At 48.2% G+C, this 15,713-nt stretch carries 9 protein-coding genes; 6 read left to right on the top strand and 3 right to left on the bottom strand.

Annotation, left to right across the window (positions count from 1 at the left end; translation table 11 throughout):
* The first annotated feature begins 15 nt into the window (after positions 1 to 15).
* From JYB87_RS08350 to JYB87_RS18845, 6 genes are all read left to right on the top strand, one after another.
* The gene (locus tag JYB87_RS08350) at positions 16 to 825 is read left to right on the top strand and encodes a DODA-type extradiol aromatic ring-opening family dioxygenase (RefSeq protein WP_207356383.1); all 810 of its coding nucleotides are present in this window, start codon (positions 16 to 18) and stop codon (positions 823 to 825) included.
* 477 nt (positions 826 to 1,302) lie between these two features.
* On the top strand, positions 1,303 to 1,602 hold the full coding sequence (locus JYB87_RS08345) for a hypothetical protein (RefSeq protein ID WP_207356382.1): 300 nt from the start codon (positions 1,303 to 1,305) through the stop codon (positions 1,600 to 1,602).
* 76 nt (positions 1,603 to 1,678) lie between these two features.
* Positions 1,679 to 2,611, top strand: a complete 933-nt coding sequence (locus JYB87_RS08340; RefSeq protein WP_207356381.1) for an AEC family transporter — start codon at positions 1,679 to 1,681, stop codon at positions 2,609 to 2,611.
* Positions 2,612 to 2,739: 128 nt separating this feature from the next.
* Positions 2,740 to 4,461 carry a DUF885 domain-containing protein gene (locus JYB87_RS08335; protein ID WP_207356380.1) on the top strand — a complete coding sequence of 574 codons (1,722 nt, stop codon included), beginning with the start codon at positions 2,740 to 2,742 and terminating at the stop codon, positions 4,459 to 4,461.
* 304 nt (positions 4,462 to 4,765) lie between these two features.
* Positions 4,766 to 5,719: a lactate/malate family dehydrogenase gene (locus JYB87_RS08330; protein WP_207356379.1), complete on the top strand. Its 954-nt coding sequence runs from the start codon at positions 4,766 to 4,768 to the stop codon at positions 5,717 to 5,719.
* A gap of 421 nt (positions 5,720 to 6,140) precedes the next feature.
* Positions 6,141 to 9,989: a S8 family serine peptidase gene (locus JYB87_RS18845; RefSeq protein WP_324032615.1), complete on the top strand. Its 3,849-nt coding sequence runs from the start codon at positions 6,141 to 6,143 to the stop codon at positions 9,987 to 9,989.
* Between the two features lie 69 nt (positions 9,990 to 10,058).
* On the opposite strand, the gene hrpA is transcribed toward JYB87_RS18845, so the two are convergent.
* The 3 genes from hrpA to JYB87_RS08310 form a co-directional block, all read right to left on the bottom strand.
* Positions 10,059 to 13,937 (bottom strand): ATP-dependent RNA helicase HrpA, encoded by a 3,879-nt coding sequence (gene hrpA / locus JYB87_RS08320; protein WP_407695836.1) that lies wholly within the window; start codon positions 13,935 to 13,937, stop codon positions 10,059 to 10,061.
* Between the two features lie 90 nt (positions 13,938 to 14,027).
* Positions 14,028 to 14,444, bottom strand: a complete 417-nt coding sequence (locus tag JYB87_RS08315; RefSeq protein ID WP_207356378.1) for a CBS domain-containing protein — start codon at positions 14,442 to 14,444, stop codon at positions 14,028 to 14,030.
* 110 nt (positions 14,445 to 14,554) lie between these two features.
* On the bottom strand, positions 14,555 to 15,583 hold the full coding sequence (locus tag JYB87_RS08310) for an isoaspartyl peptidase/L-asparaginase family protein (RefSeq protein WP_207356377.1): 1,029 nt from the start codon (positions 15,581 to 15,583) through the stop codon (positions 14,555 to 14,557).
* Between the last annotated feature and the right edge of the window lie 130 nt (positions 15,584 to 15,713).

The following is a 15,713-nucleotide window of genomic DNA, read 5'->3' as shown; positions in this document are numbered from 1 at the left end:
TTTAAGGAGTATGTTATGAAAACGCCAACCATTAGTTTTATTTCTCACGGCGGCGGCCCAATGCCTTTGCTGAATGACCCTGCTCACGCACAAATGGTTAAACATCTAAAGGGCTTAACCCCCAAATTAGGCAAGCCAAGCGCAATTTTATTGATCAGCGCTCACTGGGAAGAAACGGTTGCAACGGTCACTGCATCAGCCAAGCCGGGGATGATTTATGACTATTACGGTTTCCCAGCTGAAACCTACAAGATCCAATATCCTGCACCGGGCGAACCAGCACTGGCACAAAAAGTTTATGATGCGCTGAACCATGCTGGTATTGCAGTGCGTCAAGATGCCAATCGCGGTTATGACCATGGCTTATTCGTGCCGTTGATGTTGATGTATCCAGAGGCGGACATTCCTTGTGTGCAGTTATCTCTGGTTAACAATCTTAGCCCCGAACAACATTTGGCGATTGGTAAGGCACTGCAAGCATTAGATTACGATAACTTATTGGTGATTGGTTCAGGCTTCTCGTTCCACAATATGCGTGAATTTTTTGCGCCGCATACCCAAGAACGAGAACAGAAAAACCTAAGTTTTGAAACTTGGCTACAACATACCGTGAATGGCGATAATGTGGTTGAAGCCACTCAAGGTTTAGCCAACTGGAGCCAAGCCCCTAATGCCCGTTATTGTCAGCCACGTGAAGAGCACCTGTTGCCACTGCATGTTTGTTATGGCTTGGCCGGTCGCCCTGCCGATCAAACTGACGATGTGGTGATTCTCAACAAGCATTCCAGCGCCTTTACTTGGTTTGGTAAAACGCTTGCTGAATAGAAACTAACCCTAAGTTTCTATCGTCTTTGGCAGGTAGCAGTTTTCGAATCGCTACCTGCTTATCTCGTGTAACCAATCCCCGTCTTTAATACCTACACTAAGTCTCTTCTGCTCACTCAGCTCCGTGTGATGTCGTATCTCAGGTATTATGCTTATCATTATTTACCTTTAACTAAACCATCCATTCGTAATCAACATGTTGCTACATTATGTTTCACTTGGTTTTATCTCGCTAAATCAGAAAAATCTGCTGTGATATGTGATCCTAATGCGGAAATCATCACTATTGTGAGCCCTTTTGAAAAACAGCAGATGTAATTTTACCGCATGCTCAAAAAACTATATGTTATACATATGATGTATTGAGTTGATGGCTAGCAAATTCGCAACTTCAGCTCACTAAGTTCAACGCGTTTATCCGTAAATGTATTGAATTGCAAACCTCTTTCGTTTTAATGCTGTGTGCCCTTTGGGGAGATGAAAGCATTAAATGAATGCCGAACACTGCCAGCGAGTGCGTCGGAGCATGACTATCGCTGGAAATCATCATTGCGTATCGTGGAATTAGTCATCCACTGCTTGGCCGATTTATCCAGCTTATCCGTAACAACATTGCTTGATGTTGTTGCACAAGTTGTTCTCTGCAAAAGCTTTGATGCTCGTCCCTGCTGCATTAACGCTTATTTAAATGTTTCGGCATGGGGGTTAATTCAACCCCCAAATTTTTTAACCTTTTCAAGTAATTCCCCCTTTCAAGCTACTAGGTTCTTAGCATAATTCTGTTAGGATGGAGTACTTCGGCAAATACTGAATCAGCATTTGCACCTGTATCATTCCCGATGGAACACCGTTAATGTTCACCTTTATCGCTAACACTTTGGTACCAGTGCTGATCTTATTACTGATGGGCTGGGGCTTATATCGTTATAAAATCCTTAACGAAGGCTTTGTTGAAGCCGGTTCTAAATTGGTGTTTAACCTTGCGCTGCCGGCACTGTTGTTTTTGTCGATTAGCCAATCTGACTTTAGTCACGCCGCTAACCTGCCGCTGATCGTCACTGGCGCGGTGTCCACCACACTTTTTTTTGCTGTATTGATGCTGTTTTGTCACCGCAGCGTATCACCACCTAGCGCAAGAGGTGTGGTGATCCAAGGCGGATTTCGTGCCAATATGGGCATTATCGGCTTAGCTTATTGCGCCAATACCTATGGCACCGAAGGAATTGCAGTGGCTTCGGTCTATTTAGGCTCAATCACCATACTTTTTAATATTCTATCGGTGTTCGTGCTTAACTTTTATCTTGATGGAAAACGCTCCTTACTGCACACCATCAAAGGGATGCTAACCAATCCGCTGATCATCGCCATTGTGGCGGCGCTGCCATTCTCTTACCTACAGATTTCCATCCCTGAATGGATATTGAAAACCGGTCACTATTTTGCACAACTTACCCTCCCCTTGGCGCTGATCTGCACTGGCGCATCACTGCAGTTTCGTTCATTTAGTGCCGACTGGTTCAACATTGTGGTCGCCACTGTATGTAAATGCGTGCTCTATCCTGCGGTGATGGTATTCGCCGCCTATTCTATGGGTTTTAGAGACACAGCGCTCGGCATCGTATTGTTGCTGGCTATCGCGCCCACTGCCGCAGCCAGTTATGTGATGGTGCGTAATCTTGGGGGCGATCATCGTCTAGCCGCCAGCATCATTGCCGTCACCACCTTGGTATCACTGCCGGTCACTGCTGCAGCATTTGGCGCCTTACGTTACTGGCAGTTAATTTAAGCCAAGTAGCAGCACGATTTGTTGGGAAACATCGGTAAACATAAAAGTTTACTGATTTTTTATGGCCTTATTTGCTCGGTTCGGTATAACTCAACAAACGCTAATCGACAGAAGATCAGGAAACAACAATGAAAAAAATGCTATTGCTGGCGTGTGCGGTCAGCTGTTCACTATCAGCCGCGGAGCCACAGTGGGTCACCACCAGTAACCAGTACGCCATAAATGTGCTTTCGGTGATGGCGACACAACAGCCTGAGATGGGCTCACAACTCGGTATCGAACAAGTTGATGGCTTAGCCGCTGATTTAAGCATGGCCGCCGAACAACGCGCCAAGCAAACGACTTTAGCGGAAATCACCAAACTCAGTGTGGCATTAAAATCCGAAGCAGACCCGCGGGTGAAACAAGATCTGCAGATCATGATTGATACGCTGCAACAGCAAATCAATGCCAGTGATATTGCCGTTCAATACGCCTTGCCCTTCTACAATGTCAGTGAATTTATTTTTAATGGGTTGCAAACCCTGCTTGATGAAAGAAATAGCGCCGAACGGAAGCAAAAAGCGATGGCGCGGTTACAGCATTACGTCGGCATGACGGGCAACGACCCGATTGTGACGCAAGCGATGCAGCGCACCGAGGCCGCATTAGCAAACAAGCAACTCAAAACCCCCTACTACATCGAAGTAGAGCAAGCGATTGAGAATACAGAAAAGTTCCTCGATGGTATCAAAGGTCTGTTTGAAACCAATAACATCGCTGACTGGCAACCTGCCTTTGACACACTGTCAGTACAGTTACGCCAATATCAGCAATGGCTAAAAAAAACGGTGTTACCGATTGCCAGCAAAAGCAACGTGATGCCGCTGCCCATGTATCAATCGGCATTGAAAGGCTATGGCGTGGACGTGCCGCCACAACAGTTAATGCAGCAAGCACTGTTCACTTTTGCTGAAATTCGCGATGAAATGCAGGTATTAGCCACCGATATCGCGGCGCAGCAAGGCTTAAAAGACAACGATTATCGCGCCGTTATCCGTACCCTGAAGCAGAAACAGATCACCGGCGACAACGTATTACCCTTTTTCAAACAGCGCTTAACGGCCATTGAAGAGATTGTCAAACAACATGACATCGTGTCGATGCCAAAACGCCAAGCCAATATTCGCGTAGCCTCAGCCGCAGAAACTGCAGTATCGCCAGCCGCTCATATGAACCCACCGCGATTGATTGGCAACCAAGGTGAATATGGTGAGTTTGTGTTGCCAATGCTCGACCCTCACAGCAAAGGCAATGACTTTACTGGCGAAGGATTTTCTTGGACTTTAACCGCCCACGAAGCACGCCCAGGTCACGAATTGCAATTTACTGCGATGGTGGAAAACGGCGTTTCCACCGCACGAGCAATTTTTGCCATGAACAGCGCCAATGTCGAAGGCTGGGCGCTCTATGCTGAAGCCGTAATGAAACAGTACTTTCCCAAAGAAGGCCAACTGTTTGTTTTGCAAGCACGTTTACAACGCGCTGCCCGTGCATTTTTGGATCCGATGCTTAACTTGGGAATGATCTCACCCGCCGAAGCCGAAAAAGTGCTGACAGATGATGTGGTGCTGTCACCAACCTTTGCTAAGCATGAAGTAGAACGCTACACCTTTAGAATGCCCGGCCAAGCCACCTCTTACTTTTACGGCTACATGAATCTCAGAGAATTAAGAGTTACCACGGAAATGGCATTACGTGGCAAGTTCAATCAGAAAGATTTTCATGACTTCATTTTGGCGCAAGGTCTATTGCCGCCTAAATTGCTCAAAAAAGCCGTAGAAGAAGAATTTATCCCTGCCGTTAAATAAAGGTTACTCAATACTGGCGGCCATTGCCGCCAGTTTTTTTTCATGGCGTTTTGCAGATTTATCGGTCACACACTATCACTTTCAAGTCAGTTTATCGGTTGTTTTATCAGCGCCAGCGATATATCTTTTACACTGCCATATTTATTTAATATTTTAAAAATAAACAGATTAAATTCAATATGTTCAATATATTCGTCAAATATATTTGACGGTTTAGGTTACGCCAATTAAACCGATTGCCTTGCTCAATGTTTTATTTAAAGGACAATCAGCGCCAATCGTAATCCAACTATCGGACAAAATAATGAAAATAGGCGTGATAGGTGCCGGCGCAGTTGGCGTCGCGGTGTGTAACTATGTACTCGCCCTCGGTAATTGCCGCGAACTGGTATTACTCGATCAGAACAAATCCAAAGCCGAAGGTGAACTGATGGACTTTGGCCATGCCAGCTCTCTGACTTTTGGTAAGAATATTCGGTTAAACGCTGGCGATGATTATGGAATGTTAGCCAATGCCGACCTGGTCGTCATCACCGCAGGCGCACAAATTAAAGCCGGTCAACCGCGTATTGAACTGGCGGAAGTCAATTCTCGTATCTGTGTCGACATCGCCCAAAAGATAGAACAGCATGCTCCCAATGCCATTCTCATCGTCGTGACCAATCCCTGTGACTTAGCAGCGTTTTTTATTATCAACAATACCGGTTATCAAGTGCATCAGGTGATTAGCAGTGGTTGCGTGGTAGATACCGCCAGATTGATGAAAATTGTCGGAGACTATACCGGCTTAGATCCGAAGAATGTCTTTGGTTACATCCTCGGTGAACATGGCAGCCACTGTTTTATGCCCGCCAGTATTTTAGGTGCTGGCGGACAACCTATCGATTTTTACTGCGACAATAATGGCTTAGCTCGACTAGAACCGCAGCAGTTACTTGAAGATGTCAAACAGGCTGGCTACGAAATCTTTAAACGCAAACTCAACACCACTCATGGCGTTGCCGCCAGCGTTTATCGCATTATTCAAGCTGTCAGCCTGAACGAACATTCTGTGCTACCGGTTGGCGTGTTGGTGGATGGTCATTATGGCTTAAACGGCTCAGTGTTAAGTTTACCGGCGGTGGTTGGCCGCCGCGGTCTAGAAAGAGTACTTGAGCATCCATTCACCGCAGAGGAACTGGCGCAGTTGCAACAGATTCATCAGCAGATCCGTACTGTGATCGAATCGGTATCTGAACTCACAGCGCTTGCCTGCTAAGCTCAACACGTTGAAGAAGCTGCGCTGGCGGCTTCTTTAAATCCAACCTTGTTTAACAAGATCTCTGTGATTACCGCGCTCCCCCAATAGGTATACTCGCCTACACTATTCTTTCACCGTAATTTGCTGCCAACGTACAATTTGATATTTTTCACACCGAATGGTCAATTTGTTCAAGCTACGGCATAACTACAACAGCATTATTTAATGAATTTTTTGGATAATTATCCGCCATAGCCAAATGCCGCCTCAAACAATTCATTACATTCTTACAAGTTTAAATTCGTTATCAGTTGGTTGTGAAAAGTTTAACAAAAGTGCTAAAAATTAATCCTCATCATGGTGACAAGTCTCTTCGGTTTCGCCTTGAATGAGTAATTTTGGAAGTATTGCAACCATAACTAATACAGGAAGCTTCCTTTTGAAAAACAATAAAATCGCAATCGCTGTTTCGGCAGCTTTGATGGGCATGGGCGTTTTCGCCGTTGCAGCGCCTATCCTTCACCCGTCAATTCAAGTTCCTAATTCCCTCAAACAGGCGGCTACAGGCGTTAAGGGGCAAACGAGCAAAACTGGTAAGCTTAAGTTTGTTGAAGAGCCCGGCCTAGCCAACAAAAAATACACCTATATCGTCCGTTTAGCCGATGCGCCCGTAGCGAGTTATTCAGGTAGCGTTGCAAGCCTTGCGGCGACTAAGCTTGATCGTGCCTCGATCACCAAAAGCGGTGGCAGTGCCAAGCTGAATGTGTCATCAGCCAAAGTTAAATCATATGTGCAGTATCTGAACTCGAAACAAAACACCGTGATGATGATGGCCGCGGCAGCAGGTGTTTCCGTTCAAGTGAAAGATAAATTTCACTATGCCTTTAACGGTTTGTCGGCTGAGTTAACTCCCGAACAAGCGAAAACGTTATCGAAACTACCTGAAGTTGCTTATGTCGAGCGTGAAGCAACATACCAATTAGCAACGGATTCTAGCCCTGCATTTATCGGCGCTGACAAAGTATGGGATGGCACTGCAACGGGCAATGCTGCGATGGGTGAAGGTGTCATTGTTGGGGTGTTGGATTCTGGAGTGAACACTGATCACCCTTCATTTGCCGATGTCGGCGGTGATGGTTATGACCACACCAACCCATGGGGCCAAGGTGTTTACGTGGGTGACTGCGCTGGCGAATTTAGCAGCATGTGTAACGATAAATTGATCGGCGTTCGCAGCTATTCAGATATCACTGACGACTATGATGATGCCAGTGTTTTCGGTGATACCCCACCTGCTAAAAATGGTGAAGACTACAACGGCCACGGCTCGCATACCGCAAGTACAGCCGCAGGTAACGTGCTGCTAGATGTACCGTACATCACCCCAGAATCTGGCGTGGAAGAAAGCGACGGTATCGTGACCGACTTAGTGTTTGACCGCGTTGCCGGTATTGCACCACACGCCAATATCGTGGCTTATCAAATTTGTCGTCCAGGCGATACCGACGATACTTATGGTGGCTGTCCAACGTCAGCTATTTTGAAAGCCATTGATGATGCCGTTGCTGATGGCGTTGATGTGATCAACTACTCCATCAGTGGTGGTGGTAATCCTTGGGATAGCGCTACAGAAATGGGCTTTTTGGCTGCGCGTGATGCCGGCATCTTCGCTGCGGTATCAGCAGGTAACGGCACGGATCCAGAGGCGTATTCAACCAGCAAGAACGCGCCTTGGTACACTGCTGTAGCTGCTTCTACTCATCCTCGTGTTATTGGCAGTGCTCTGACACTGGGCGATGAAAGCTACCTCTATACGGTTGGTACTGGCCCGGCGATCACTGAAGATATCACTGCAGCAATTACTTATGTTGCTGACGACTTAAATGGTTGTGAAGCATTCCCGGCGGATGCGTTTAGTGGAAAAATCGCGTTAATTCAACGTGGTAGTTGTAGCTTTTCGATTAAGGTAAATAATGCTGCTGCCGCCGGTGCTGTGGGGGTTATCGTCTATAACGCTGATGGTAACGATGCTCGCCTTACCATGGCGGCGCTAGAAGAAACCACGATTCCGTCTGTATTCTTAGGTAACTCTGATGGTGTAGCCATTAAAGACGCTATCGATGCTAATGCTGACGTTTCAGTGACCTTGAGTGCCAAAGTGGTTAGCACAAAAGGCCCTGCCGATGTGTTGGCAAGCTTCTCTTTGCTTGGACCAAACAGCTACATTGACGTCATCACGCCTTCTATCTCAGCACCAGGTGTAGATATTTATGCAGCACACTCCGATCAACAATTTGGCCATGATGTCACTGGCCCTGCACCATCAGATTTTACCCTGATGTCAGGCACCTCAATGTCATCACCACACGTTGCAGGTGCGGGTGCATTGCTGAAATCTGCTCATCCATCTTGGACTCCAGATAATATCCGCTCTGCATTGATGTTGACGGCAACGACCGCTCAAGCGATGTTCAAAGCCGATGGCGTTACTGCTGCGGATCCATTTGATGTGGGCGCGGGTCGTATTCGCGTCGATTTAGCGGCAAAAACCGGCTTATTGATGGATGAAGCTGATGAAAACTACATCAATGCTGATCCAGATTTGGGCGGGGATCCACGTACGCTGAACATTCCAAGCATGACTGATTCCAATTGTGTGACCAGCTGTAGCTGGACCCGTACTGTTACCGCAACGGCTGCCGGGACTTGGACGGCTGCAGGCACAGCGGTAGATACTGAATCAGGCCTCAGCATTACAGTAACACCTGCCAGCTTTAGCCTGGCCGCCGGTGAATCACAAACCTTGACCATTACAGCAGACGTGTCAGAACTGGTAGATGCCAGCACCTATGCCTTTGGTCAATTGACGCTAACCTCAGATGATTTCCCGACTGCACACATGCCGATTGCGGTAATGTCAGCACGTAGTAATCTTCCTGCTGCCTTTACTATCGAAGCCGGTCGAGATAAAGACCAATTGGTGGTCGCCGATCTAAAACACCTTGATATGACAGGTATTGACGCCTCGGTAACGGGCTTAAGTATTTCAGATGTGTATCAGGGTACTGTGGGTCAGGATTCTAATGTAAGCAGCCCATTGGATGATCTGTCTGATGGTGTTGATGTTATCGGTTACACAGTTCCAGCCAACACTGAAATGTTTATCACCAACTTAACCAGTGCTGCAGCACCCGATCTGGACTTGTGGGTATTTGCCGATATCGATGGTGATGGCGTACTTGACATTCGCGCAGGTGCTTCTCTACGTGCAGGCTCTAACGAAGCTGTATCCATCAGCAACCCGATCCCTGGTGATTACTACATTGTGGTTCAAAGCTATCAAGCGTCAGCGCCTGATGCTCAAGATCCATTCACCTTGAAGACCACCATCGTCACTGATGATACCGATGACAACTTCGCGGTAGATCTGACCGGTGATAATACTGACTTCGCCCTGACCTATTCGTGGGACGATAGCTTTAGCATCGGTGATGAAGGTTACGCAATTTTGACGTTAACTAGCACAGATGAGGCGGTTGAAGATATCACCATTCCAGTGATGTTCAGCCGTGGTGAAGATGACGTTATTTTGCCGGCGGTTTCTAGCATTGCAGGTGAGTTCCAGCCAGGTGTTGCACATACCATTAGCATTCCAGTAGCAGCTAACCCAAGTGATGTCGCACGCACATACACTATCAAAGCGTTACTGCCGATGGGCCAAGAAATTGCCAATGTGTCTGAAGGTGGTGTAGCGAGTGAAACCCGTGTCATTTGGACCATCACTCAAGCGCCGCACTCCGCAGCAACTACAGCGTCATTTGACTTGATCCCGCGTCAAGCGGGTGAATATCTCATGACACTTAACCACGTGGTTGATTCTGCCAATGCTGAATTGCTCGCTCAAGACTACAGCTTTAGCATCGCGGAAGTCGCACCAGAGTTGGTTGTTTCTGCTCCAGCAGAAGTGGGCGAACGTAAGAGCTTTACCTTAGATGCCTCAGGCAGTACTGATGCTAACGCCGATGAGCTAAGCTATCAGTGGGTTCAAATTGCGGGTACGCCGCTAAGCTTTGATGCAACTGCTGCAAGCATCACGATGGATGCACCGGATGTGGGTAGCGATGGTGAAATCCTCAGCTTCCAAGTCACAGTGTCAGATCGTCACGGTAATAGCGTTAATAAAATCGTCACGGTGAACGTGGTTGAAACGCCTAATCACGGTGGTGCGTTAGGCTGGTTTACCCTGCTAATGCTGCCGCTGGTTTGGCTGCGTAGAAAAACCGCTTAATCGAGTTGGTTAAATACACATGATAAAGGCTCCCTCGGGAGCCTTTAGTTTTTCGCCGTTATTCCTCAATTACACCTGTCGCAACTGGTTCAAAATCCGTTTTTCTGAGATTGGATAGGCTGTGCCTAAGGTCTGCGCGAAACAGCTGACACGATACTCTTCAATCATCCAGCGTACATTGGCAAGCTCCTCGGGCACTGGCAACGATTTCGGTACTTTCGCCAGCGTCGCTTTGTACTCTTCGGTCACGTTCTGAATACTGAGCAAGTGCAACTTATCGCGGTTTGGGTCAACGGGCAGTTTGTCTAAGCGCATCTCGATCGCTTTGAGGTAACGATTTAAATCATCCAGTCGTTGCCAACCGGTTGCTTCCACAAACCCTTTAAACACTAAGCTATCAAGATGACTTTGAATATCACTCATCGCAAAGGCAATATCGAAACTGATTTTGCCCTTTAAGCGCTTACGGATCCGTTGATGCGCGGTCAGCACCACTTCCACTTTGAGCGAGATCTGCTCGGCAGCACTATTCAAATCTTGCCGCACCGCATCACGCGCCGCATCAAACTGCGCGGGGGTACGCACATCAAGTGCTTGCTGATCCAAAATCTGCTGAATCGCTGCATCAATAATGTCATCAATCAACAGTTGCACTTGGCCAAATGGATTGAAATACATCGCCAGTTTGGCTTTATTTGGCAATGCTTGTTGCAAATGTTTGACGGGTGAAGGAATGTTGAGCAGCAACAATTTACGCACCCCTTGACGATGCTGCTTATTGGCTTGCTGTTCATCATCAAACAATTTGATGGCAACATCTTTGCCTTCGTCCACCAGCGCTGGATAGGCTTTCACTTGATAGTTACCGCGATTGCGTTGGTATTCGATTGGCAAGTCACCAAAGCTCCACTCGGTAATCGCTTCCTGCTCAATGCCTTTATCGGCCACTTGGCGAATGGCCTGTTTGACCTGCCCTTGCAGCTTGGCTTTTAACGCATCCAGATCTCGGCTTTGGGCGATCAATTTGCCCTGCTCGTCCTCCACCTTGAAATTCATTCGAAGGTAGAGCGGAATAGTGGCGATGTCGTAATCCGTGGGCACAACTTTGGTGCCACTCATGCGCAATAGCCGATAGCTGAGCGACTCCAGCAGTGATTGCTCAAACGGCTGCATCGCCTGCACGCAGGCTTTGGCATAATCCGGTGCTGGCACAAAGTTACGCCGTAGCGGCTTTGGCAGCGCACGAATAAGCGCTACGCATTTTTCTTCCCGCAGCCCCGGCACTAACCAATCAAAATCTTTGTCGTCCACTTGGTTGAGTAGCGCCACCGGAATATGCAGTGACACGCCATCATCCGCTTCGCCCGGCTCAAAACGGTAACTCAGCGGTAAGCGCAGATTGTGTTGCTGCCAAACGTCAGGAAAATCTAACGCCGAGACGTGAGTGTCATCGCGCTGCATCAGCAGATTGCGATCAAAATTCAGCAATTCCGGTGTATCACGACAGGCGTTACGCCACCAGCGATTGAACAACGGCAGATTGTAGATGTCCGCTGGTACGCGTTCATCGTAAAACGCAAACAGCACATCTTCATCCACCAAAATGTCGCGCCGACGGGATTTATGCTCTAACGTTTCCACCTCTTCCAGCAATTTCAAATTGTTGTGGAAGAACTTATCCCGCAGCTTGAGTTGCCCTTCAGCAAGGCCGCTGCGAATAAAGATTTCACGCGCCTGCACCGGGTCAATCGGGCCAAACTGCACTCGACGCCGGTTAACCACGGTCAAGCCATAGAGCACTTGGTTTTCAAAGGCGATGACCGCGCCTTGATTTGCCTCAAAATGCGGTTCGTTATGCTGTTTCTTGATCAAATGGGCACCAAGGTGCTCCAGCCATTCGGGTTCAATCGATGCTACGCTGCGAGCAAACAGGCGTGAAGTTTCGGTCAGCTCCGCTGCCATCAACCATTTTGGGCCTTTCTTCGCCAGCGGTGAGCCGGGGAAGATAAAGAAGCGCCGATTACGGGTGCCGAGATATTCGTTGTTGGCATCTTTAAAACCGATTTGGCTCAACAGGCCTGACAACAGTGCTTGGTGCAGCTGTTCATAATTGGCAGGTTCACTGTTTAAACGCCATTTTAAATCATGCACGCTTTGGCGCAGCTGGGCGTATAAATCCTGCCATTCACGAATGCGCAGATAAGCAAGAAACTCTTGTTTCACCTGCTTGCGGAACTGATTAGCCGACAGTTGCTGTTGCTGCTCTTTGAGGTAATCCCAAAGGTTCAGTAGGGAGACAAAGTCAGATTTGCTATCAGCAAAGCGGCGATGGGATTCATCCGCAGCTTGTTGCTTCTCGATGGGCCGTTCACGCGGGTCTTGAATCGACAGCGCCGCCGCCACCACCATCACTTCATGCAAACTGCCCAGCTTGTTGGCTTCGAGCACCATGCGCGCTAAGCGCGGGTCGACCGGAATACTGGCCAACTGTTGCCCTAACTTGGTCAATTTCAGCTCGCCTTTATGGCGAGCAACCGCTTGCAGTTCTTCCAGCAGTAAAAAGCCATCGCGAATATTGCGCTCGTCCGGCGGCTGAATAAACGGGAAACCCGCAATATCGCCCAATCCAATCGACAACATCTGCAAAATCACCGACGCCAAGTTGGTACGCAGAATTTCAGGATCGGTAAATTCTGGGCGATTGTTAAAATCCAACTGGTCGTATAGCCGAATGCAGATACCGGGGCCAACACGACCACAACGGCCTTGACGTTGGTTAGCACTGGCTTGGGAAATCGGTTCAATCGGCAAACGCTGCACTTTGGTACGATAGCTGTAACGGCTAATACGTGCAGTGCCGGGGTCGATGACATAACGAATACCCGGCACGGTCAACGAGGTTTCCGCCACGTTGGTGGCCAACACGATACGACGGCCAATATGCGGTTTAAACACTTTGGATTGCTCACCATAAGACAGGCGTGCATACAGCGGCAGCACTTCGGTATCGCGCAACTGACGGCGGTTGAGCTGTTCGGCTACGTCGCGGATTTCGCGCTCACCGTTGAGAAACACCAAAATATCACCGGGGCCTTCGGCGCACAGCTCATCAACCGCCTTGAAAATGCCGTCGATTAAATCCAAATCGTCATCATCTTCTTGCAGCAATGGCCGATAGCGAGTTTCCACAGGGTAAGTTCGGCCACTGACCTCAATCACCGGTGCGTCATTAAAGTGCTTAGAGAAGCGATCCACATCGATGGTGGCCGAAGTGATGATCAGTTTGAGATCAGGACGTTTCGGCAGAATTTCTTTCATGTAGCCGAGGATAAAGTCGATGTTCAAACTGCGCTCATGCGCTTCGTCGATAATCAAACATTCGTACTGCGACAACCACTTATCGTTCGACAGCTCTGCCAACAAAATCCCGTCAGTCATCAGTTTGATGTAGGACTCAGGCGCAATTGCATCAGCAAAACGCACCTTAAAACCAACCGCTTGACCGAGTTCAGTGTGTAGCTCTTCCGCCACACGACTGGCAACGCTGCGCGCCGCCAACCGTCTTGGTTGGGTATGGCCTATTAAACCGCGAGCACCGAGGCCTAAGTCCAAACAGATTTTGGGTAACTGGGTAGTTTTACCAGAGCCGGTCTCGCCCGCCACAATCACCACTTGGTTATTGATGATGGCCGAGGCAATTTCGTCGCGCTTTTGCGACACGGGCAGTTCATCGGGATAGTTGATCGTCGGCCGCGCTGCCATACGCTGATTGGCTTTTGCTAATGCTGCTTCAGCTTCGGTAGTTAAATCGGCCAAAAGCGCTGCTTTTTTATCAGCATCTTTTAGCGATTTTGATTTGAACAATTGGCGACGAATACGGGCCGCATCAGGCTGGTAACAACGGTCTAGGAATTCGCGCGACAGCGGCGACAACTTGGCGTTCAACACTCAATATCCAGTAACAACGAAAACGGCGATCCTACCAAGGATACGCCGTTTTGAATACTAAGGAGCTGCAATTAGCTTGCCGAATGTTGACTATGCAGGTGCCATATAACATTGTTTCATATAGCTGTTTATTGCTGCCAATACGTTTGAACGGTCAATCACACCCACCACTTGGCCATGATCAACAACAGGATAGATTTTTGGTTTTTGCCCCAACATCTGCTCAGCCAACAATAACATGCTGTGATCAGGTGAGACGGTGAGCACGTCGGTGCGCATTCGATCCTTAACCATGTCAGCCAAATCGCAGTAATAACTGCTCTTGAGCATAGCTCCCATGCAGTCCTGTTGAGACAAAAAGCCCACTAAATGGCCGTTAGGGGCAACAACTGGCGCGCCCGGTTTACGTTCTTTCAATAACAATTCAACCGCTTGTGCAATGGTCATATCAGCAGATAGCTTTACCGGAAAGCGATCCATATAGTCTTGTACTCTTAGTGATTCCATGTATCCCCCAAAGGAAGCAATTACCCCACCTTTCAGTGTAGTAGGCAATTGCCGATAACGCAGGGAAACATCACCGAATCCTAATGAGGTAAACGAGCGTGAAAACAGGCTTATTCTTCACGCCAAATCATCACTACCGGCTTTTCGCCACTCTTACGACTGGCGCGATACATGCCTTCGGTGTTGAACAAGGTAGCAATATTGCCTCGGCCATCAATCGCGATTACGCCACCAGTGCCACCCACTTTGCTCAATCGGCCATTAATTACCTCATCAGCGGCTTCGATAATCGATTTTTGTTGATACTTCACGCGGGCACAGATATCACCGGTGACCTGATAACGAATAAAAAACTCTCCGTGGCCAGTGGCAGACACGGCACAAACACCATTTTCTGCATAAGTGCCCGCGCCAATCACCGGGGAATCACCAATCCGGCCAAAGCGCTTAGCCGTCATACCGCCCGTAGATGTGGCAGCAGCAAGGTTGCCGGATTTATCCAGCGCGACAGCGCCCACAGTGCCAAATTTGTAGTCCAAGTCCAACGGGTCAAGTTTGGCTTGGTAGTTATTTTTTTCTAACGCGGTAATCTTGGCTTTTGCCTGCAATAACTGCTGATAGCGATGGTCAGTATCAAAGGTATTTGCGGGAATCAATTGAAAACCTTGGGTGAGCGCGAACTCTTCCGCGCCTGCACCCGATAACATGACATGCTCGGATTTTTCCATTACCGCACGTGCCAAATCGACGGGATGTTCGATATGGGTAACGCCCGCAACGGCACCAGCATTCATGGTTGCACCATCCATAATGGAGGCATCTAACTCATGTTTACCATCCCAGGTATACACAGCGCCCTTACCCGCATTGAACAAGGGGCTGCTTTCCAAAATATTAATCGCTTTTTGGATTGCATCTAAGCTGCTGCCGCCATCTTCAAGCACGTCATAACCCGCATCGACGGCTTCAGTTAACTTAGCTTTGTATTCTTTTATCTGCTCGTCAGTGAGATTTGCTTTGGAAATCGTACCGGCGCCACCATGAATGACGATTGCGAACGGTTCATCAGCGGCAAAAGTGGCGAACCCAGGGGACAATAGCGCAACGGCAAGTACTACTTTTTTTATTTTGGTTTTCATTTTATTGCTTCCTTGTTAACAAACGCCTTCTTTGTAGCGATTTTCGGCGCCAATTACAATCTGCGACTTGCCTGTTTGAGGCGCTAGGGTTCACAATGTTGAGTAAGGAAGCCCTCGTAAACCACGGTTA

Origin of the sequence: Shewanella avicenniae (assembly GCF_017354945.1) — a bacterium.
Taxonomy (GTDB): Bacteria; Pseudomonadota; Gammaproteobacteria; order Enterobacterales; family Shewanellaceae; genus Shewanella; species Shewanella avicenniae.
The sequence above is the reverse complement of the archived record's forward strand: the minus strand, read 5'-3'. Positions and strand labels throughout refer to the sequence as shown.